This is a genomic window from Sulfitobacter sp. HI0027, assembly GCF_001634775.1.
GTDB lineage: Bacteria > Pseudomonadota > Alphaproteobacteria > Rhodobacterales > Rhodobacteraceae > Sulfitobacter.
Map to the genome: position 1 here is coordinate 1 of NZ_LWER01000345.1, position 21,219 is coordinate 21,219.

Below are 21,219 nucleotides of genomic sequence, written 5' to 3' on the forward strand. Positions count from 1 at the left end.
GCGCGGGCAGGTCCTCTTTCAGGGGCGGTGGCGTTTCTTTTGGCGTGGGGGCCAGTTCTGCTTCCGCCGCGGGGGCTGACGCTTCTGTTTCCTTTGCCGCAGGGACCATTGCCGCGTCCAGCGCGGCCAGGTTTTCCTCAAGGAGCGGGGGCGTCTCTTTGGGGGTCGGCTCCAACGCCGCCGGGGGTGTTTCCGGCGATTCCTCAGGGGTGGCCAACTCGGGCAGGTTTTCCTCTGCCGGCAGCGGTGTCTCTTCGGGCGTAGCGACGAGATCAGGTTCCGCTACGGGTGTGTCAGCCACGGGCGTATCGGCCACCGGTGTGTTGGCCACCGGTGTGTCGGCCACGGGCGTTGTCTCATCCGTGTCGACGATCGGCCCCGCAGGCGCGCTCATCACGCCGGAGATCACGATGGGTTCCGCTTCGGGGGTCACGGTTTCGCCGGGGTCCAAAAGCGCCGATGCGGCTTGGGTCATGCCGAAATGCGGCACACCTACAAACGCCTCGGCGGCAGGGGCGGCGGCAAAGCTGACAGGGTGGAAACGGTGCTCCACCGCAAAGGCTTCGGCCTCTTCCAAGGTTTCGCGGGCCACGGCGGCCACATGGCTTTGCGCGCCATCGGCGTGGACGTCGAACACCAGATCAGCCACCGGATAGGGCGTTGCCCCCTCAAGCGCCTCCGCCGCTGTGGCACGGCGGGCGGCGGTGTCCATTCCGGCGGTGTCGATGGCAAGGTATTTGATCTGCGCATCCGGGATCAGCAGCAGGCTGCGCAGCCCGCCGGGCTCCAACGCTGTGGCGGTTTTGCGCAAGACCGCCAGTTCCGCCGCCAGATCGGCGCTGTCGAGCGCCACTTCACCAACAAGCTGCCAGCCGCCTGATGTGCGGTGGAGCAAACGAATGCCGTCGAACGACAGGGAGAGGGTAAAATTCGGCTTCATCGGGGTCGACTTTAGCATGGGGTCGGGCGCACTTACAGACGCGCCGCAGTCTTCGCGAAGGATAGAGCAGGAGTTCGCCCAAGGGAAGGGTGCGCGCCGCGCAGGTGCTTGTCAGCGGGGGCCCGCAATGGGCAAATGGCGGCGCATTGATGCACGGAAAGGAACGAACATGCGACTGATGAATTGGGTGGCACTGGCGTGGATGGCGGGGGCGGGGCTGGTCTCGGCCCAGGAGGGACCGGAAGAGGGGATTATCGTCACCGGCCAAGGCAGCATCGCCGCCGCGCCCGACATGGCGACGATCACGCTGGGCGTGACCGAAGAGGCCGAGACCGCCAAAGCCGCGATGGACAAGGTGACCGAAGCGGTATCTGCGATCCTGACCCAGCTTGACGCGCAGGGCATCGCGGCGAAGGACCGTCAGACCAGCCGCTTCTACCTCCGCCCCGTGCATGACCGCCGCCCCGTCGAAAATGGCACGCCGCCGCGCATCACCGGCTATCAGGCGGGTAATTCGGTGACCGTAAAGGTCCGCGATCTGGACCGTCTCGGCGCGATGATGGACGCGGTGATCGACGAAGGTGCGAATGATTTCAACGGTTTGGAATTTGGTCTTCAAGATCCGAAAGACGCGCTGGCCGAAGCGCGCAAAGCCGCAGTTGCCGATGCTACCGAACGCGCCCGACAACTGGCCGATGCCGCGGGGGTGAAGCTGGGCACGCTGATCCGCATGACCGAGAATTCGCATTCCCAGCCCAAGATGTTCGAGGCCGCCCGCATGGGCATGGCGATGGACAGCGCCGTGGCCGAAGGCGAGGTCGAGCTGCAGGCCGAGGTCTCCATGACCTTCGCGATTGCGCCGGGGCAGTAAGCCGCCTTGGATGAAAGTTCCCCCGCCGAGGTGATCGGCGGGGGCGAAGGTTTAGCTGGTCGCTTTGGTCAGCGCTTGATCGAGATCGGCGATCAGATCGTCGGCGTCTTCTGTCCCGATTGAGATGCGCACCACGCCCGGCCCGGCCCCTGCCGCTTCTTGCTGCTCTTGCGTCAGCTGTCGGTGGGTGGTCGATGCCGAGTGGATGATCAGCGAGCGCGTATCGCCCAAGTTCGCCACATGGCTAAAGATCTCGAGGCTGTTCACCAGTTTCACACAGGCGTCATAACCGCCTTTGACCGCAAAGGTGAAAAGCCCGCCCGCGCCCTTGGGACAGACCTTTTGCATCCGCTCGTGATAGGGCGATGACTTCAGCCCGGCGTAGGTGACGTAATCAACGCGGTCGTCCTGTTCGAGCCATTCGGCAACCTTCACCGCGTTCTGCACATGGCGGTCCATCCGCAGTGACAGGGTTTCGATCCCCATCAGCGTGTAATGCGCCGCCTGTGGGTTCATCGTCATGCCCAGATCGCGCAGCCCGATGGCGATGCCGTGGAAGGTGAAGGCCATAGCGCCGAAGGTCTCGTGGAACTTCATCCCGTGATAGGCTTCCTCAGGCTGGCTAAGCGAGGGAAACTTGTCATTAGCGGACCAGTCGAACTTGCCCGAATCCACGACGCAGCCGCCCATGACGGTGCCGTTCCCGGTGAGGTATTTTGTGGTCGAATGCACCACCAGCGTCGCGCCGTGTTCAATCGGGCGGCAGAGGTAGGGCGTGGCGCTGGTGTTGTCGATGATCAGCGGAATGCCCGCCGCATCGGCCACATCGGCGATGGCGCGCACATCCATGATATAGCCGCCGGGGTTGGCGATGGCCTCACCAAAGACCGCGCGGGTGTCGTCGTCGATCGCATCGGCGACGGCTTGCGGATCGTCGAAGTCGACAAACTTGCAGGACCAGCCAAAGCGTTTGATCGTATGGCTGAACTGCGTGACCGTGCCGCCATAAAGACGGGTGGAGGCGACGATATTCTTGCCCGGCCCCATCAACGGGAACAGCGCCATGATCTGCGCCGCGTGACCCGAGGAGCAGCAGACCGCCCCCACACCGCCTTCGAGCGTGGCAATCCGCTCTTGCAGGACGGCGTTGGTGGGATTGGTCAGGCGCGAATAGATGTAACCCACCTCTTGCAGGTTAAAGAGAGCCGCCGCGTGGTCGGCATCGCGAAAGACATAGGCCGTGGTCTGGTAGATCGGCGTTTGTCGCGCACCGGTGGCCGGGTCGGGCGTGGCGCCTGCGTGAATCTGCAACGTATCAAATTGATGTTTGGGGCTATCGGCCATTGGTCTGTCCTCTCAGAAAAATGGATTTCGCGCAGCCTAGGCGCAAAGAACCGTTCAGACAACGGGGGACGGATCGCTCAGCGCATCCAAAAACCGTTGGATTTGATCCGGTTGCGGATCGCCTGTTCGCGGCGCGGCAGGTTGTCTTGATCAAAGAGCGCGCGCACCTTGGCGCCGCGCCCCTGATAGACCATCCGCTTGAACGCATCGCGCTGCTTGAGCAGCTTTTTCATCTGGTTGGGGGCGGTGATGGTCTCTAGAACCTCAATCGCATGGTCGCTTTCGCGGGCATAGAGCAGCGGCAGAAAACGGTAGTGGCAAGTCACCGAGCCATCCAGCAAGCCGGAGGGCAGGGCATCCCGCCCGCCGCCGAGGGCGTGGATCACCAGCGGCAGCACGATCTGGTCGAGCCATGGGTCGAAGCTCTGCGCGCAGAGTTCCACAGGAGGATCATCCCGTACCGCCAGCGCATAGCGCAAAAACAGCGCGCCAAATTCGTGCGGGCAGCGGTAGTAGAAGAACCCGGCGTTAAAATAGAGATAACGGCGCCAATATTCGTCCGGCTGGCTCAGGTCGAGGCTGCTGGCGAAGTCGAGGTCGAACTTGTCGTAAAGCGACTTCCAAAGCGCGGTATAGCCCGGCCCGTAAAGCTGCGGCTCAGGCCATGTCCCTTCGCGCCGCAGGGAGGCCGATGGCCGGTTGAAATCAAAAGGCACGGCCGCCAGATCGCCAGTGATCAGCGTATCTGTGTCAAAGAAAACAAAGGGTTCACCCGCGGGCAGGGCGCTGAGCATCTCGATTTTGTTGCCATAGGGGTAGGCGCTGCCGAAATGCTGGCTCTCGAAGGGGATGAACTCTGCCCCAAGGTCGCTCAGCGCCTCACGCAGCGCGGTATCGGTGATGCGCGGGTCGTTGTCCCAAAGCGGTCCGGGCTGCGGCTCGGCGATCAGCAGGCGGCCTTGGAACTGCGGGCAGGAATGGCGCAGAGAGGCGGCAAAGAGTAGCGCCTCATATGCCAGCCGGCCCTGTTGCCCCACGATGACGACGTTGAAAATTTGCGGGGAACGCGAATTGCGTGTCATACTTATGTGCGGCCTCATGTTTTTTAGCCAGTATAGGGGCAGGCGTCTCTTGGCAAAAGCCAGCAAATTGAGCGGCCTGCAGGAGGGTTCGGAATGTTCGATTTTGTCTTTGCCGTGATCGCGATCAGCTTCGGCGGATCAGCCGCGCCTTTGGACGGGGTTGGCCGACCCGATGCGCCGATGACGGTGCAGGCCCCGGCGCGCCCCGCAGCACCGGCCAGTCCGGCAGCACCTCTCGCACCCGCAGAACCGCCGCGGGCGTTCCACATGGCGGCCGTGCCCCCCGGATTGGTTGCCGAAGATCAGACCCCCACGGGCCGGTTCACAACCGCCGCGGAGGTGAAGCCGATCCTGAACGCCACGCGCGGCAGTTGGATCGCGGTGCGGGAGTATGACGGGCAGGACCTCGTCTATGTCACACATTTGTGGAGCTGGCGATGCGGGCTGGCCGCCATGGCGATCGCGGTCAACGACGCGCCGATGCAGGACTGGCCGATGCCCCCCTGCCACGAGGCGCTGCCTTCGCCCAATGCGATTCTGGATGACGATCCGCAGCCGTATCTGACATTCGACCTCGGGTCTGTTCAGACGGTTCGGGTTCAATTGGTATACGACGATCTCAGCATGGAGCTTGAGGCGTTTTCGCGGGGGGATGTGCTGATCCCGTGAGGCGGGTACGTTGCCGTCGCGTACAGGATTGAACCAACGCCACGACCGTAGCGGTGGCGGAAATCAGTGTCATCGTAGAAGGAGAAAGTGGTGGGCGACACTGGACTCGAACCAGGCGTGCGTCTCCGCGAGGGAGCCGCAGGCGGGCCCTGCCACATGGCTGTAGCACGCAGGATCGATCCGGGGGATCGATCGGTGGCCACGGGCGTATCGCTCGCGTGGTTCCGCGGTCATCTACGGAGGAGAAAGTGGTGGGCGACCCTGGAATCGAACCAGGCGTGCGTCTCCGCGAGGGAGCCGCAGGCGGGCCCTGCCAAATGGCTGTAGCACGCAGGATCGATCCGGCGGATCGATCGGTGGCCACGGGCGTATCGCTCGCGTGGTTCCGGGGTCATCTACAAAGGAGAAAGTGGTGGGCGACCCTGGAATCGAACCAGGCGTGCGTCTCCGCGAGGGAGTTACAGTCCCCTGCCACACCTTGCGGCCTGTCGCCCACTTTGTCCTGTGCATTGCACCTGACGTGGGGGCGTGATTACAAGCGACCCAAAGAAGCGTCAAGGCGAATTCCTGAGAAAAGTCGGGGAAATCGCACGAAAGGATAAAGAGATGAAGAAACCCAAATGGGTCGTGCAAAAAGAGCAGGACAAGAAGGCCGAAGCGGCGCAGACGGTCTGGCTTTTTGGTCTCCATGCGGTCCGCGATGCGCTGATGAATCCGAACCGCGAAAAATTGCAGCTGATGGTAACTCCGAATGCCCAAGCCAAGTTGGAGGATGCCATCGCAGAGGCGGGAATCACGCCGCAGGTCGTCGATCCGCGCAAGTTCCGTCCGCCGCTCGATCCCAACTCCGTTCACCAGGGTGCAGTGCTGGAAGTGAAGCCGCTGAACTGGGGCCGGTTGGAGGATGTCGCTATCGGTGATTCCGCACCGCGGCTGCTGTTGCTCGACCGGGTGACCGATCCGCATAACGTCGGCGCGATTCTCCGCTCGGCTGAAGTCTTGGGCGCTTCGGCGGTCATCGGCACCAAGCACCACTCCGCGCCTGAGACCGGCGCGTTGGCCAAGACCGCCAGCGGCGCGTTGGAGCGTCAGCCCTATCTGCGGGTGCGCAACCTCGCCGATGCGATCCGCGCCCTGCAGGATATGGGGTATCTGGTGCTGGGGCTGGATGGAGAGGCCACACAGACCATCGAGGGCGCCGTAGAGGGCCGCCGTGACCGCCCTGTGGCGCTGGTTCTGGGGGCCGAGGGTCCGGGGCTGCGGGAGAAGACCCGCGAGACCGTGGATGCGCTGGTGCGGATCGATGCGGCGGGCGGATTTGGGTCGCTCAATGTCTCTAACGCCGCGGCGATTGCGCTATATGCCAGCCGGGTCGGGGGCTGAGAATCGGCAAGAACTGGCTCAAAACCGGGCAGGGGGCGGGGCGACAGGGTCCAGCCCCTTTGAAAACGGCCAAGGGTTCCTAAATTTAAAGGTGACCGCAGGCCCGGAACGCCTGCCGGCCACCTACTGTCCCTCGTTCCGTACCTTACGCCCCGTGTTCGTCATGGGGCGTTTTTTTATGTGGGGGCGAGATACACAAAAGCCGCCCCGAGGGGCGGCTTTGCGTCTCCTACGGGGTGGTAGGATCAACCTGGAGCGGGCGAGGCGATTCGAACGCCCGACCCTAACCTTGGCAAGGTTATGCTCTACCCCTGAGCTACGCCCGCATCCGGTTGGTGAGGGGGGAATACCCATTCGCGCAGGGGGCTGCAAGGGGGAAAATTACCGTGATGCGGGGAAAGCGCGAGATTTGTTGGGCTGCGTGAATTAGGGACCAGAAAGCACAAAGGGCCGCATCCGAAGATGCGACCCTGTGAAAACCAGATGGAGCGGGCGAGGCGATTCGAACGCCCGACCCTAACCTTGGCAAGGTTATGCTCTACCCCTGAGCTACGCCCGCTTACCGTCTGGTGAGGGCGAAATACCCATTGGGGCGGGGGGCTTCAAGAGAGAAATGTGGTTTTTAGTGGAAAAAATTGCGCAGGGCGGGGGCGCCGCCCCCGGACCCCCGAGGTATTTGAAAAAGGATGAAGATGAGGGGGCGGTGCGGGTTAATGTGGAGGGCTGATTGGGGCGGTGAGCGGGCTTTAGGGGCAAAAAGAAAAGGCCCCGCGCGGGGGCGGGGCCTTTGATGATTTTGGCAAAGCTTAGTGGCTGTGCTGTTTGTCCCAGTCTTCCTGTTTTGGAAGCTGCTCGAACGTGTGTTCGGGCGGTGGGCTGGGCAGGGTCCATTCCAGCGTGTCCGCAAATTCGTTCCACGGGTTGTTCGCTGTGGAGCGGGCGCCGCGGGTCAGCGTGTAGGCCATGATCCCGAAGAAGAACAGGAAGGAGGCGAAGCTGAGGAAGGCACCGATCGAGGACCACTGGTTCCAGTAGGCGAAGGCCTCGGGGTAGTCGATGTAGCGGCGTGGCATGCCCTGACGGCCCAAGAAGTGCTGGGGGAAGAAGGTCAGGTTGGCGCCGATGAACATCGCCCAGAAGTGCAGCTTGCCGGCCCATTCGGGGTACATGCGGCCTGTCATCTTGGGCAGGTAGAAGTAGATGCCTGCGAAGATGGCGAAGACGGCACCGAGCGACATCACATAGTGGAAGTGCGCCACGACGTAGTAGGTGTCGTGATAGGCGCGGTCCACGGCAGCCTGGCTCAGCACGATGCCGGTGACGCCACCGACGGTGAAGAGGAACAGGAAGCCAAAGGCCCAGAGCATCGGTGTTTTGAACTCGATGGAGCCGCCCCACATGGTGGCGATCCAGCTAAAGACCTTTACCCCTGTCGGCACCGCGATGACCATGGTGGCCAGCATGAAGTAGGCCTGCTGGTTCAGGGTCATGCCCACGGTGTACATGTGGTGCGCCCAAACGACGAAGCCCAGAGCGCCAATCGCGATGATCGCCCAGACCATCGGCAGGTAGCCGAAGACTGGTTTGCGCGAGAAGGTCGCGATGACGTGGGAGATGATGCCGAAGCCGGGCAAGATGATGATGTAAACTTCCGGGTGACCGAAGAACCACAGGATGTGCTGGTAGAGGATCGGGTCACCACCGCCTGCAGGATCGAAGAAGGCGAAGCCGAAGTTGCGGTCCATCAGCAGCATGGTGATCGCGCCCGCCAGAACTGGCAGGGAGAGAAGGATCAGCCAGCTTGTAACGAAGATCGACCATGCGAAGAGCGGCACTTTGAACAGGGTCATGCCGGGGGCACGCATGTTCAAGAAGGTGGTGATCATGTTGATCGCGCCGAGGATCGACGAGGCACCCGAGACGTGGACCGCGAAGATCGCGAAGTCCATCGACATGCCTGCTTCGCGCACGGAGAGCGGCGGGTAGAGCACCCAACCCACGCCGGACCCCAGTTGGCCATTGCCACCCGGTGTCAGCAGCGAGCAGACTGCCAGGGTGGTGCCCGCGACATAGAGCCAGAAGCTGAGGTTGTTCATCCGCGGGAACGCCATATCCGGCGCACCGATTTGCAGCGGCATGAAGTAGTTGCCGAAACCGCCAAAGAGGGCGGGAATCACGACGAAGAACATCATCAGGATGCCGTGGCCGGTGATCAGCACGTTCCACAGGTGGCCGTTGGGCGTACAGGCGGCAGAGCTATCCGCGATGAAACGCGCGCCTTCCATACACATGTATTGAACGCCGGGGTTCATGAGCTCAAGGCGCATGTAAACGGTGAATGCCACCGAGATAAGACCGACCAAGGCCGAGACGATCAGATAAAGGATACCGATGTCTTTGTGGTTTGTGGACATGAACCACCGGGTAAAGAACCCCCGGTCGTCGTGATGATCTTGGCCGTGAATGGCTGCGTCTGCCATGCGGTGCCTCCTGCAAATGAATTGGACACATGGCGCCAGAGGCGGCACATGCGGTGTCGCGCCCGTTTTAGAGCGACCGTCTCGCGGGGGCAATGGGCGCGATGGTCGCAGGGAGGGTATTTTTTCCGCTGCGGCTATCGACGTATATTCGGGTTCTAACGCCGCTTGGCGCGCGCTTTGCCTCTCTCAGGAGGCGATGTCGCAGCTGGCGGAGGGGTCATTTGCAAAGACATCATCGAAGGTGGCGCGCAGGGCCAGATCGACATCGTCCATCGTCACGGGCAGACCCAGATCGACCAGTGAGGTCACCCCATGGTTCGTGATGCCGCAGGGCACGATGCCGCCAAAATGGCTGAGCTCCGGTTCAACATTGATGCTGATGCCGTGGAAGCTGACCCATTTGCGCAGCCTGATTCCAATCGCGGCGATCTTATCTTCGGCGGGGCTGCCATTGGGCTGGGCGGGTTTCTCGGGCCGCTGTACCCAAACGCCGACACGCCCAGGGCGAACCTCGCCGCGCAGGTTGAATTGATCCAATGTGGCGATCACCCAATTTTCAAGCTGGCGCACGAAACAGCGGACATCGCGGCCCCGTGCGGCGACGTTCAGCATCACATAGGCCACGCGCTGGCCCGGTCCGTGATAGGTGTACTGCCCGCCGCGCCGGGTGGGATAGACGGGAAAGCGGTCCGGCTCTGTCAGGTCTTCGGCACGCGCCGAGGTGCCCGCGGTGTAGAGCGAGGGGTGCTCTACCAGCCAGATGCATTCCTCGGCTTCGCCCGCGGCGATGGCGGTGGCGCGCGCCTCCATCCACGCCTCGGCGGTGCGGTAATCGGTCAAGCCGTCGCTGATGATCCATTCAACCATAGGGATGCCTTAGCAAGACCCGCGCCGCACCGCCAGAGGCTCTGCGTCAGGCGGCGGCGTCGCGTTCTTCCAGAACCTTGCGGAGCATCTGGGCATAATTGTCGGCCCCTTGCGCTCCGGTTACGAGGTATTTGCCCTCAAAAATCATCGACGGCACGCCGGAAATGCCGCGCGAGGTCCAAAATTGCTGCGCTTCGCGGGTTTGTTCGGCGAAGCTGCCGCTGCTGAGCACCTCCAGCGCCTCGCTGCGGTCCAGCCCGACGGAGGCCGCGACATCGGCCAGCACGTCGGGATCATTCACATTGTGCCCTTGCGTGAAATGCGCATCGAAGAGCGCCATTTTGAGCGGGTGTTGCAGCCCCTTGGCCTGCGCCCAAGTGAGCAACTGATGCGCGGCGAATGTATTCTGCATCCGCGTGTCGTCAGAAAAGTTGAAGGCAAAGCCCAAGTCGCTGCCCATTTGGGACAGCCGCTTGCGATTCTCGACCGATTGCGCGGGGGTTGAGCCGTATTTCTCGGCCAGATGTTCGGCCATGTTTTGGCCTTCGGCTTGCATCTGCGGGTTCAACTCAAAGGGATGCCAGCGCAGATATGCGCCCACACCGACCGCGCCGAGCGCTTGTTCGAGTTGTTTGTAGCCAACGATACACCAAGGGCACATGACATCCGACACGATGTCGATCTGCACGGTGGGGGCGTCAGTTGAGGGCGTGGCGGTATCTACGGGCATGGCGTGTTCCTTGTTGCTTGGTCCACAGATGGCTTGCCGGGCGCGACGTTTCAACGTCTGAGGTGTCAGATTGCAGGGCATTGAAGGGATTGTGATCAGCGAAGTGGCCCCAGGAAAATAGGGGCTTAACTCGGTTTCTGAAACTCACTGAAAAATTTTGCCGATTGCCTCTTCACAAGCCCTTGGTCTTTGGCTAAACCCCGCCCACCAACCATGGCGTGCGGTCGTGGCGGAATGGTAGACGCGCAGCGTTGAGGTCGCTGTGGGGTAACACCCGTGAGAGTTCGAGTCTCTCCGACCGCACCACCATGCTTTGCAATGGCAAAGCGATGGTTGGATCACCCAAAAAAGAAAACTCATTTCAGCCCTCGTCTCTCGTCGCGTGCAGACTACACTTTGCTGCGCGGTATTTTGCCGATTTTGCGGTCCACTTCTGTGCGAGGCGGGCGAACAGGGCTCTCATACCGCGATTGCCCCGGCAGAATGTTTGCAGCCAAGGCGGCAATGCCGTTTAACGGTTGATGAGAAAAAGGCTCGTGCTGAGCGGGCTAAGGAAAACCGGCGCGAAAACCGGGGTGACGAAACGCAAGGAGGGTAGCGCGTGGCGCAACAAGGGCAGACTCAAGGGGCGGCGTATTGTCTCGCCCTTGGACTTCTTCTTGGTGGGGGGGCTGCGGCGCAGGCGGCAGAACTGGCCATCACCGGTATCGACGATGATTCAGAGCTTTATGCCACCCTGCGCGACGGGTCGCTGCTGGCCGAGCAAACCGATGAGGATGCCGAACCGGCCACACCGCAGGAATTGGTCGCCGCAGCGCAGGCGGACTATGGCAGGCTTTTGGCGTTGCTTTACGACAATGGGTATTTCGGGCCGACGCTTAAAATCACATTGGACGGCGTCGATGCCGCCGCGATTCCCCCGGTGCAGCCGCCGCGCCGCATTGACCGCGCCGTGATCACCGTAGACCCGGGGCCAAAGTTCCGCTTTGGCGCGGCCCGTATCGCGCCCGTTGCCCCCGGTACCGAACTGCCGGAGGGTTTCGCCAGCGGCGAAACTGCGAGCCTTGGTGTGCTCAAGGAAACCGTCTCGGCCGGGGTCAGCGGCTGGCGCGATGTGGGCCACGCAAAGGCGGAATTGGCCGATCAGGATCTTGTGGCCAAACACCGTGAACGGCAGATCGACGCTGCCTTGCGGATCGCCCCGGGGCCAAGGCTGCGCTTTGGTGCGCTGACCGTGACCGGCAACGAAGACGTGCGCACCGCCCGCCTGATTGAGATCGCGGGGCTGCCGGAGGGGGAGGTCTTCTCTCCCGAGGAGTTGGAACTGGCCACCGAACGGCTGCGCCGCACCGGCGCGTTTGATGCCGTGGCCCTGATCGAAGCAGATCGGATTGGCCCCAATGACACGCTGCCCATTGCCGCGCAGGTGACAGAAGCGCCTAAGCGCCGCTTTGGGTTTGGCGCGGAACTGTCTTCGCTCGAAGGGCTGACGTTGAGCACCTTTTGGCTGCATCGCAATCTGCTGGGCGGGGCCGAACGGCTGCGTCTGTCGGCTGAGGTCGAAGGAATCGGCGGCAACTCAGGCGGCGAAGACTATGCGCTCTCCGCTCGGTTCGAGCGTCCGGCGACCTTCAACGAAGATACCGATTTCTATGCGCTTGCCACGCTAGAGCAGCTCGACGAGGTGAATTTCTTTTCGCGTCAGTTGGATCTGGAAGCGGGAATTGAGCGGATCGCTAACCAAAACCGCACCTATTCTGCGGGCCTTGGCCTGCGTGTGGCCGAGACAGAAGATGCGTTCGGCACCAACCAATACACCCTGCTGACCCTGCCGCTGGGAGCCGAGTTTGACTACCGCGACAAGGAACTGGACGCGACGGAGGGTTATTACATCGATGCCAATATCACACCCTTCGTCGCGCTGTCGGGGTCTGAAAGCGGTCTGAGGACCTATTTTGATGCGCGTTACTACCGCAGCTTTGGAACCGAGCGCCCCGTGACACTGGCCTTCCGGGGGCAGCTTGGCTCCGTCGCTGGGCCGGACCTTTCCGAGGCGCCTGCGGATTACCTGTTTTACTCTGGCGGGGGCGGCACCGTGCGCGGGCAGCCCTATCAGTCGCTGGGGGTTGATCTGGCAAGCGGCGACACCGTGGGCGGGCGCAGCTTTGTCGGCCTCTCGGCAGAAGCGCGCGTGGCCCTGACCCAGAAGATCGGCGTCGTGGGCTTTGCCGATGCGGGCTATATCGGGTCAGAAGAATTCTACGACGGATCAGGGACTTGGCACTCCGGCGCGGGGCTGGGGCTGCGCTATGCCACGGGCATCGGGCCGATCCGTCTGGATGTGGCCGTGCCCACGTCGGGGCCGGAAGTTGATGAAGATTTCCAAGTCTATATCGGGATTGGACAAGCGTTTTAATGCGACAGTTTTTGCAGATTCTCACCGCCAGTTTCGTCTATCTGGCCTGCCTCACACCGGCTTTTGCGCAGGATGATGATAAGGGCTTTCTCACCCGGACCATTCAGGATGCGCTGAGTGGCGCGGGCCGCACCGTCAGCATCGACGGGTTTTCGGGGGCGCTGAGTTCGGCAGCCTCCTTTGATCGGATGACGATCTCGGACGACGATGGCATCTGGCTGACACTGGAAGAGGTGGTGCTGGATTGGAACCGCTCGGCCCTGCTGCGCGGGCGGCTAGAGGTTGAGCAACTCACCGCCGGGCGGCTGGATGTTGAGCGTCTGCCGGTCAGCAATGAGGTCGATCTGCCCGATGCCGAGGCCAAACCCTTTGCCTTGCCCGATCTGCCCGTTTCCATTGAAATCGCTGACTTTTCCGTAGATGAGATCAATCTGGGCGAGCCCATTTTGGGTGAGGCCGCGCAGCTTTCGGTTCGCGCCAATGCGCGGCTGACCGATACGGTCGGTATTGTCGATTTTCAGGCCCGCCGGACCGATGGCAAAAAGGGTGAATTCGACATTCAGGCAGATTTCGACCGCACGGAAAACGTGCTGGATCTGCTGTTGAACCTGACCGAAGACCCCGAAGGCATCGCCTCGAAACTGCTGAACCTGCCGGGGCAGCCTTCAGTGCAGATGACCGTCGAAGGCGCGGGCCCGCTGGATGATTTCGCGACCGATGTGACCATCGCCACCGATGGGCAAGAGCGTTTGGCCGGGCAAGTGACCCTTGGCACGCAGACCCCACGCCGCGCCAGCGAAACCCCTGACCGTCGCATTCAGGCCGATATCGGGGGCGACATCACTGCGCTGCTCGCTCCGCGCTACCGCGAATTTTTCGGGGAAGACGTGCGGTTGGCGGTTGATGCGCTGCTTGAGAGCAACGGTGCCGTTGAGGTCAGCAGCTTTGCTCTTGCGGCGAATTCCGTCGATCTGGAGGGGCAGGTCATGCTGAACCAAGAGAAGTGGCCGACCCTGATCGACATCTCTGGCCGGATCGCAAACCCCGATGGCACTTCGACCCTTTTGCCGATTTCGGGGGAGGGCACGCGGGTAGAAGCCGTGACCCTGCGCGTGGACTACGATGCCGCCGATGGCGACCGCTTTGAAAGTGCGTTCGACATCACAGGGCTGGACACGGGCGCGCTGCAAATCGCGCAGACGCAACTGGCGCTTGATGGGATCCTCGAAGGGGACCTTGGCAGTTTGGGCCAATTCCTTGGCGATGTGACCTTTGCCACCGAGGGGCTGTCGCTGACCGACCCGGCCAGCGCCGAGGCCATTGGGGACGCGATCATTGGCAGCGCCGAGATTCGTTTCGTCGAAGGAGAACCGATTGAGATCAACGGGCTGACCCTGTCGGGGGAAGACTATGGCCTGACAGGCGAGGCGGCGATCGATGGGGTGGATACCGGGCTGCTCACGCAGTTGAAGATGACGCTCGAAGCGCAGGATATCAGTCGCTTTTCCGCGCTGGCGGGCCGCGATATCGCGGGCGCCACGGCACTGGCGCTGAACGGGACGGTCACGCCTTTGGGCGGTATGTTCGATCTGGCGATTGCGGGCGGGACGGATGACCTTGAGATCGGGATCGAACAGGCCGATGCGGTTCTGGCGGGGCGCACCAGCCTCAGCATGGTCGCAAAGCGCAATGAGACCGGGACTTATCTTCGTGATCTGGACCTCAAGAACGACGCGATTGATCTGACCGGCAATGTCGAGTTGCGCAGCGAAGACAGCCGCGCGGCTTTGGACTTTACGCTCGCCGATGTCGGGCTGGTCCTGCCGCAATACGAAGGCCCCATCGCGGTCAAGGCAACAGCGGTGCAAGAGACGCGCGGCTGGGTTGTCGATGCGGTCACCGATGGCCCCTATGACGCGGCGCTGACCGTGTCGGGCTTGGCCACGGGCGAGGACGCGCAGATCGATTTCACCGCAGATATCCCGCGGATCGAAGATTTCGTACCCGACGCGGATATCACCGGGCCTGTCACGGCCAAGGGCGAGTTGCGCCAGACACCACAGGGCTGGGAGATCAACACCGACGCCAGCGGCCCGCTTGATGCGCAGGCCTCGGTCAGGGGGCTGGTCACGCCGCGCGTTGATGTGGCCTTTGACCTGTCGTTGCCAGATATCCAACCCCTCGTGCCGCAGATCAGCGGCGGGGTTGAGGCCAGTGGCACGTTGGAGCAGACCGAACAGGGGTTTGTCGTCGATACCATCGCCAATGGCCCCTACGATAGTCGCGTTGCGCTGGAAGGGCTGGCAACCGGCCCTGACATGGCGCTGCGCTTTGACCTGACCTTGCCGGATGTCAGCCCGCTGGCCCCCGGCGTCAACGGGCCGCTTGCCGCGCAGGGCACCGTCCGCCAGCAAGAGGATGGCATTGGCGTGGATGTCGCCGCGACCGGCCCCTACGGCAGCAGCGCCGTGGTCGAAGGTCTGGCAACCGGTCCGAATATGGCGCTCAGCTTTGATCTGTCGGTGCCCGACCTGAGCCCCATCGCCCCCGGTGTGAATGGCCCGCTTTCGGCCACCGGCGACATCCGTCAAACCGAAGACGGGATCGCCGTGGATGTGAGCGCCGATGGCCCCTATGGCAGCAGTGCCATGGTCGAAGGGCTGGTCACCGGTGAGGTCTCAATGCGGTTCGACGTCTCCGTTCCCAACGTGAACCCGCTGGTGCCCAGCGTCACGGGTTCTTTCGCCGCGAATGGCGTGGCGCGCCAGACCGATGCGGGGGTGGTGCTTGATGCAAGCGCCAGCGGCCCCTATGGCGCGCGGGCGACGGTCGAAGGCTTGGTGACAGGCCCCAATGCGGCGGTCGATTTCCAGCTGAACATGCCGGACATCGGCGCCTTGGTGGATCAGGTGAACGGCCCGCTGAGCGTCGCAGGCTCGGCCCGGCGCGAGGGGGAGGCCTGGCGCATCGACACCAATGCCAACGGCCCCGCCGGCACGCAGGCGACCGTGGCTGGGTTGGTGAACCCCGATGGGACGCTGAACCTTGATATCGCGGGCAACGCGCCGCTTGGCCTGTCACGGCCCTTCCTCGCCCCGCGCAACTTGCAGGGGCAGGCGCGGTTTGACTTGCAGATCAACGGCCCGGCGGCGCTGTCCTCGGTCAGTGGGCGCATCACCACCAGCGGCGCGACGTTCACCGCGCCGAACCTGCGCTTGGCGCTGCGCGGGATCAATGCGGATATCCAGCTTGGCAACAACCGGGCGCAGTTGAACGTGACCGGTCAGGCAGTCGACGGCGGAGAGCTTCGCGTGGCGGGGGGGATCACCCTGACACCGGCCTTGCCTGCAGATATCAGCGTGACCCTGCGCAATCTCGTCTATGCGGACCCAAGCCTTTACAGCACCACGCTGAACGGCGACCTGCGGCTTGCAGGCCCCTTAAGCGGTGGGGCGCAGATCACCGGGGTGATCAACGCAGGCGAGACCAATATTCAGGTGCCCGCAACGGGGCTGACCTCAATCGGGGACATTCCGCAGATCACCCATGTCAACGCGCCCGCCGATGTTCTGGCAACGCGGCGCAAGGCCGGGCTGGAGGGGGCCGAGGCGGGGGAAGACCCTGCCGAGGATGCTTCTAGCCCCGGCTTTGGCCTGAACCTGCAATTGAACGCGCCCAACCGGATTTTCGTGCGCGGGCGCGGGCTTGATGCGGAACTGGGCGGCTCGCTCAACCTCAGCGGCACCACCAATCGGATCATCTCTGCCGGGCGGTTTGAGCTGATCCGGGGGCGGCTGGATATCTTGGGCAAGCGCTTCTTGCTCGACGAAGGCTCGGTCCAGTTTCAAGGCGATTTCATTCCCTATATCCGCTTTGTGACCTCGACCGATACCGAAGCGGGCGAGGTGCGTGTCATCGTCAGCGGCCCTGCGAATGAGCCAGAGGTGACCTTTGAATCCACCCCCGCCGCACCGCAAGATGAGGTGCTGTCGCAACTGCTCTTTGGTCGCAACATCTCGGAAATCTCGGCCTTCCAAGCGCTGCAATTGGCCAGTGCGGTGGCGACCCTTGCGGGCCGTGGCGGCGAAGGGGTGATCGGCAACCTGCGCGAAGGCTTTGGCTTGGACGATCTGGATGTGACCACCACCGACGACGGTGCAACGGCGCTGCGGCTTGGGAAATACCTGACCGACAATGTCTATACCGATGTCACGGCGGCCTCTGACGGGACTGGCGAGGTTTCCCTCAACCTCGACATTACCGAAAGCCTGACGGCCAAGGGCACGCTTGGCTCGGATGGCGACAGCAGCATCGGCATCTTCTTTGAGCGGGATTACTGAGAACGGGGGCGCCTTGCGGGGCGCCCTCGGCCGCGTTCAATCCGCGTCGCGCGGGGTAAATTGGCCATAGCGGCCTTGGTCGAACATCAGCCCCGCCGCGCCATCCTCGCGCAGGGCAACCTGTTGCACATGGCCCAAAATCAGCGAATGATCGCCCGCCGGATGCACGGCGTAGGTGTTGCAGTGAAACCGGGCAAGGCAGCCCGAAAAGGTCGGCACGCCTGCGGCATCTTCGGTCCAATCGAAACCGGAAAAGTCGTGACCCTGACCGGCGAACCGCTGGGCCAAATCCTCTTGATCCGCGCCAAGGACATGGATGCAGAACGATGCGGCCGAGGTGAAACTGTCGTGCCGTTTGGATGAAATCGCAGGCGACCACAGCACCAAGGGCGGATCGAGCGAGACCGAAGCGAAGGAATTCGCGGTCATCCCCAAGGGGCCCTGTGCGGTTTTCACGGTCACCACGGTCACGCCGGTGCCGAAACGCCCAAAAGCACGGCGCAGGGCTGGGGCATCGCCGCTGTCGGGCGAGAAGGGGATCAGATCATCACTCATAGCGACAAGCGGTGCCATGTAGCGGCTGATTTGTCCAGCGGTGCCGGGGCGTTGCGCGCCCCGTCACCCTGCGCGGTATTTCGCCTCTGTGGCCACGGGCAGGAACCCCAGCCGGGGATGGGCGTTGGGTCTGCGATGAGAGGCATCATCGGCCCCTACCTGGTGTCGATGCTGGCTGTCTGAAAGGGGCGGGGCAGGTCATCTGCGCCGCCTGTCCAAGGCACCCGAATGCCGTTCAAAGCAGAAAAGGCGCGCAACGCCGCGCCGGAAAGTGACAAAAGATGATGCATGCAACCAAACTGACCCTCGGCGCCGCCCTCTTGAGCGCCACCGCTTTCGGTTCCACCGCGATGGCCGATGACAATGAGACCGTAGACCACGCTGAGATCGGGTCGCTGTCTTGCGATGTGGGCGATGGCACCGGCTTTATCTTTGGCTCCACCCGCGAGCTGACCTGTACCTTCAACCCCATCGAAGAAGGTCTCGAAGATGAGACCTATGTCGGTGAGATCAACCGCTGGGGCGTCGATATTGGCAAGACCCAGAATGGCCAGATGTCTTGGCTGGTGTTGGCCCCAATTGAGCAGGAATACTACGAAGGTGGTCTGAACGGCAGCTACAAAGGCGTTTCCGCCGAGGCGACCGTTGGTGTCGGCGCAGGTGCCAACCTGATGACTGGTGGCTCGGAAAACACGCTGGCGCTTCAGCCGCTGAGCATGAACACCCAGACCGGCGTGAACTTTGCTGTGGGCGTGGGTGAGATCAACCTGCAGCGCGTCGAAGGCTAAGCCAGCGGAAGGCGAGAGCCGAGCTTACAAATATGAAATGAACGTAAGGCCGTCCCTTTGGGGCGGCCTTTGCTTTTCGCCAAACCTCAAAGTTTGGCGAGCTGATCGCCGACCCGCACGGTGCCATCCTGCACGATCTTGCACAGGGTACCGCGCAGGCGGTGGGGGCGGTTTTCCTTTCGGTTGATCCAGCGCAGGCTGTCTTGGCCATATCTGTCGCGCCATTTGGTGCAGCCGGTATTGAACTTGTCGCTCACCTCTAGCACCGCCGATCCGGCCTGTAGCCGTGTGCCGACGGGCAGGTTCTCATGGCCAAGGTCCATGTCCACGATCATCGTATCGCCGGGATGGGGCGTGTTTGCGCGGTCACGCCAGCAGAGGTCCATGATGCGTTTGGGCAGGATCGAAACCTGTATCCGCGGGTCGGGGCTGCCATCGGGCAGGGTCAGCCAAGGTTTCTTGGTCCAACGCTCGCCACGGATGCCTTCGCCGACGGTCAGGTCCAGATGATCGGGGTGGTCTCGCAGGCCGTAATCAGAGCGGAAACAGAGCTGTTCTATGACGGCCCCATCCTTGGGCGCGGAGAGGATATCCGGCAGGGCGGCGTCACATTCCGCTGCTGTGGCGGGCGGCAGTATCTGGGGGGCGGTTTGGTCCATGTCTCTCTTTCTTAGGGCAGGGCGCGGGGGCGGGCAGCCACCCGCGCCCTGCCAAGCTTTAGCGATTCATTCGGTTGTCGATAAGATCATCCACCACGGTGGGATCCGCCAGCGTCGATGTATCCCCCAAGGCGCCATAATCGTTTTCGGCGATCTTGCGCAGGATGCGGCGCATGATCTTGCCCGAGCGGGTTTTCGGCAGGCCGGGCGCCCATTGGATCAGATCGGGCGAGGCAATGGGGCCAATTTCTTGCCGGACCCAGTTGCGCAGCTCGCTGCGCAGGTCTTCGGAAGGCTCTTCACCGCTCATCAGGGTGACATAGCAATAGATGCCCTGACCTTTAACATCATGCGGGTAGCCGACCACGGCGGCTTCGGCCACCTTGTCATGGGCGACCAGCGCGCTCTCGACCTCGGCGGTGCCCATGCGGTGGCCTGAGACGTTGATCACGTCATCCACGCGGCCCGTGATCCAATAGTCGCCGTCGGCATCGCGCTTGCAGCCATCGCCGGTGAAATAGTAGCCGGGATAATCCGCAAAATAGGTTTTCTCGAACCGCTCATGATCGCCCCAGACGGTGCGCATCTGGCCCGGCCAACTGTCGGCGATGCACAGCACGCCTTCGGCCGGGTTGCCCTCAATCTCTTGACCCGAGGTTGGGTCGAGCACCACGGGTTTGATCCCAAAGAACGGTTTCATCGCGGCCCCCGGTTTCATGTCATGCGCGCCGGGCAGGGGGGTCATCAGATGACCGCCTGTTTCGGTCTGCCACCAAGTGTCGACAATGGGACAGCGGCCTTGGCCGACGACATCATGGTACCAGTTCCACGCCTCGGGGTTGATCGGCTCGCCCACTGTGCCAAGGATGCGCAGCGACGACAGATCGCTTTTGGTGACGAATTCCCTGCCTTGGCCCATCAGCGCGCGGATGGCGGTGGGGGCGGTGTAGAACTGGGTGACCTTGTGCTTTTCACAGACCTGCCAGAAGCGGCTGGCGTCGGGGTAGGTTGGCACGCCTTCGAACATCAACGTGGTCGCGCCATTGGCCAGCGGACCATAGACGATATAGCTGTGCCCGGTGACCCAGCCCACGTCCGCCGTGCACCAATAAACATCGCCATCGTGGTAATCAAAGGTCACCTCATGGGTCAGCGCGGCATAGGTGAGATAGCCGCCGGTGCTATGGACCACGCCCTTGGGCTGGCCGGTGGAGCCGGAGGTGTAAAGGATGAACAGCGGGTCTTCGGCCCCCACGGCTGTCGGCTCGCAGGTGTCGGCGGCCTGCTCGGCCAGTACGTTGTAATCGCGGTCGCGGGCGTCGTTCCATGCCACATCCCCGCCGGTGCGGCGCACCACGAGGCATTGCACACTGGCGTCGCACTGCGCCAGCGCCTTGTCGGCATTGGCCTTGAGCGGGGTGGCCTTGCCGCCGCGCGGGGCCTCATCTGCGGTGATCACGACCTTGGCTTCGCAGCCGTTGACGCGGGCGGCCAGCGCATCCGGGGAGAACCCGGCGAAAACGATGGAATGGATCGCGCCGATCCGCGCGCAGGCCAGCATGGCATAGGCGGCTTCGGGGATCATCGGCATGTAGATGATGACGCGGTCGCCTTTGCCCACGCCCAGATCGCGCAGCACATTGGCCATGCGGCAGGTGGCGCTGTGCAACTCGCGGTAGCTGATGTGTTTGGCTGCGTCCTCGGGGCTGTCCGGCTCCCAAATGATCGCGGTCTGATCGCCGCGCGTCTCAAGGTGGCGGTCGATGCAATTGGCGCTGACGTTCAACTCGCCATCCGCGAACCAATTGATGCTGACTGACCCAAGGTCAAAGTTCACATCGCGCACTTGGGTAAAGGGTTTGATCCAGTCGATCCGCTGCGCCTGTTCGCGCCAGAACTCCTCGGTGTCGGTGACCGAGGCGTGGTACATCTTGTCATAGGTCTGCGCATCCACATGGGCGCGGGCGGCCATGTCGGCGGATGGCGGATAGGTCTTTGCGGTGGCGTCGGACATGGTGGTTCCTCCCTTGATGTTCGCGTCTTGCCACGGGGCGCAGATCTCACCCGGCTGCCGTGGCCTCCTCCTGAGCTGGAT

General features: G+C 62.6%; 14 protein-coding genes, 4 tRNA genes and 1 pseudogene. 7 read left to right on the forward strand and 12 right to left on the reverse strand.

Annotation, left to right across the window (positions count from 1 at the left end; translation table 11 throughout):
- Nucleotides 1-958 (reverse strand): annotated as a pseudogene (locus tag A3722_RS16625) (hypothetical protein); the annotation flags it as partial.
- Nucleotides 959-1,109: 151 nt separating this feature from the next.
- Between A3722_RS16625 and A3722_RS16630 the strand changes: the two are divergent.
- Complete coding sequence (locus A3722_RS16630) at nucleotides 1,110-1,811, forward strand: SIMPL domain-containing protein (RefSeq protein ID WP_067626579.1); 702 nt, start codon at nucleotides 1,110-1,112, stop codon at nucleotides 1,809-1,811.
- A gap of 51 nt (nucleotides 1,812-1,862) precedes the next feature.
- On the opposite strand, the gene A3722_RS16635 is transcribed toward A3722_RS16630, so the two are convergent.
- Nucleotides 1,863-3,155, reverse strand: coding sequence for an O-acetylhomoserine aminocarboxypropyltransferase/cysteine synthase family protein (locus A3722_RS16635; RefSeq protein ID WP_067626576.1), 1,293 nt, complete (start codon nucleotides 3,153-3,155; stop codon nucleotides 1,863-1,865).
- Nucleotides 3,156-3,232: 77 nt separating this feature from the next.
- Nucleotides 3,233-4,237, reverse strand: a complete 1,005-nt coding sequence (locus A3722_RS16640) for a hypothetical protein (protein ID WP_067626574.1) — start codon at nucleotides 4,235-4,237, stop codon at nucleotides 3,233-3,235.
- Between the two features lie 93 nt (nucleotides 4,238-4,330).
- Between A3722_RS16640 and A3722_RS16645 the strand changes: the two genes are divergently transcribed.
- Nucleotides 4,331-4,906: a hypothetical protein gene (locus A3722_RS16645; protein WP_067626571.1), complete on the forward strand. Its 576-nt coding sequence runs from the start codon at nucleotides 4,331-4,333 to the stop codon at nucleotides 4,904-4,906.
- Nucleotides 4,907-5,316: 410 nt separating this feature from the next.
- Here A3722_RS16645 and A3722_RS24075 read toward each other — a convergent pair.
- Nucleotides 5,317-5,400, reverse strand: a tRNA-Tyr gene (locus A3722_RS24075).
- A gap of 112 nt (nucleotides 5,401-5,512) precedes the next feature.
- On the opposite strand from A3722_RS24075, the gene rlmB reads away from it, so the two are divergent.
- On the forward strand, nucleotides 5,513-6,289 hold the full coding sequence (gene rlmB, locus A3722_RS16650; RefSeq protein WP_067626569.1) for a 23S rRNA (guanosine(2251)-2'-O)-methyltransferase RlmB: 777 nt from the start codon (nucleotides 5,513-5,515) through the stop codon (nucleotides 6,287-6,289).
- 251 nt (nucleotides 6,290-6,540) lie between these two features.
- Here the strand turns inward: rlmB and A3722_RS16655 are convergent.
- From A3722_RS16655 to A3722_RS16675, 5 genes are all read right to left on the reverse strand, one after another.
- Nucleotides 6,541-6,615: transfer RNA gene (locus tag A3722_RS16655), tRNA-Gly, on the reverse strand.
- Nucleotides 6,616-6,773: 158 nt separating this feature from the next.
- Nucleotides 6,774-6,848: transfer RNA gene (locus A3722_RS16660), tRNA-Gly, on the reverse strand.
- 247 nt (nucleotides 6,849-7,095) lie between these two features.
- Nucleotides 7,096-8,769, reverse strand: coding sequence for a cytochrome c oxidase subunit I (gene ctaD / locus A3722_RS16665; RefSeq protein ID WP_067622408.1), 1,674 nt, complete (start codon nucleotides 8,767-8,769; stop codon nucleotides 7,096-7,098).
- 186 nt (nucleotides 8,770-8,955) lie between these two features.
- Nucleotides 8,956-9,636, reverse strand: coding sequence for a lipoyl(octanoyl) transferase LipB (gene lipB / locus A3722_RS16670; RefSeq protein WP_067622406.1), 681 nt, complete (start codon nucleotides 9,634-9,636; stop codon nucleotides 8,956-8,958).
- Between the two features lie 46 nt (nucleotides 9,637-9,682).
- On the reverse strand, nucleotides 9,683-10,366 hold the full coding sequence (locus tag A3722_RS16675) for a DsbA family oxidoreductase (RefSeq protein WP_067622403.1): 684 nt from the start codon (nucleotides 10,364-10,366) through the stop codon (nucleotides 9,683-9,685).
- Between the two features lie 220 nt (nucleotides 10,367-10,586).
- Here A3722_RS16675 and A3722_RS16680 point away from each other — a divergent pair.
- From A3722_RS16680 to A3722_RS16690, 3 genes are all read left to right on the forward strand, one after another.
- A tRNA-Leu gene (locus A3722_RS16680) sits at nucleotides 10,587-10,672 on the forward strand.
- Nucleotides 10,673-10,967: 295 nt separating this feature from the next.
- A complete protein-coding gene (locus tag A3722_RS16685; RefSeq protein WP_067622400.1) occupies nucleotides 10,968-12,782 on the forward strand; it encodes an autotransporter assembly complex protein TamA in 1,815 nt (604 codons plus the stop codon).
- Complete coding sequence (locus A3722_RS16690) at nucleotides 12,782-17,122, forward strand: translocation/assembly module TamB domain-containing protein (protein ID WP_067622397.1); 4,341 nt, start codon at nucleotides 12,782-12,784, stop codon at nucleotides 17,120-17,122. The genes A3722_RS16685 and A3722_RS16690 overlap by 1 nt, the downstream gene beginning before the upstream one ends.
- Nucleotides 17,123-17,158: 36 nt before the next feature.
- Here the strand turns inward: A3722_RS16690 and A3722_RS16695 are convergent, their stop codons facing one another.
- Complete coding sequence (locus A3722_RS16695) at nucleotides 17,159-17,695, reverse strand: flavin reductase family protein (RefSeq protein ID WP_150119960.1); 537 nt, start codon at nucleotides 17,693-17,695, stop codon at nucleotides 17,159-17,161.
- 263 nt (nucleotides 17,696-17,958) lie between these two features.
- On the opposite strand from A3722_RS16695, the gene A3722_RS16700 reads away from it, so the two are divergent.
- Complete coding sequence (locus tag A3722_RS16700; RefSeq protein WP_082849524.1) at nucleotides 17,959-18,465, forward strand: DUF992 domain-containing protein; 507 nt, start codon at nucleotides 17,959-17,961, stop codon at nucleotides 18,463-18,465.
- An 86-nt stretch (nucleotides 18,466-18,551) separates the two neighbouring features.
- Here A3722_RS16700 and A3722_RS16705 read toward each other — a convergent pair whose 3' ends face one another.
- Together A3722_RS16705 and acs are read right to left on the reverse strand one after the other, a co-directional pair.
- Nucleotides 18,552-19,124 carry an MOSC domain-containing protein gene (locus A3722_RS16705; RefSeq protein WP_067622389.1) on the reverse strand — a complete coding sequence of 191 codons (573 nt, stop codon included), beginning with the start codon at nucleotides 19,122-19,124 and terminating at the stop codon, nucleotides 18,552-18,554.
- 58 nt (nucleotides 19,125-19,182) lie between these two features.
- Nucleotides 19,183-21,138 (reverse strand): acetate--CoA ligase, encoded by a 1,956-nt coding sequence (gene acs, locus A3722_RS16710; RefSeq protein ID WP_067622387.1) that lies wholly within the window; start codon nucleotides 21,136-21,138, stop codon nucleotides 19,183-19,185.
- Between the last annotated feature and the right edge of the window lie 81 nt (nucleotides 21,139-21,219).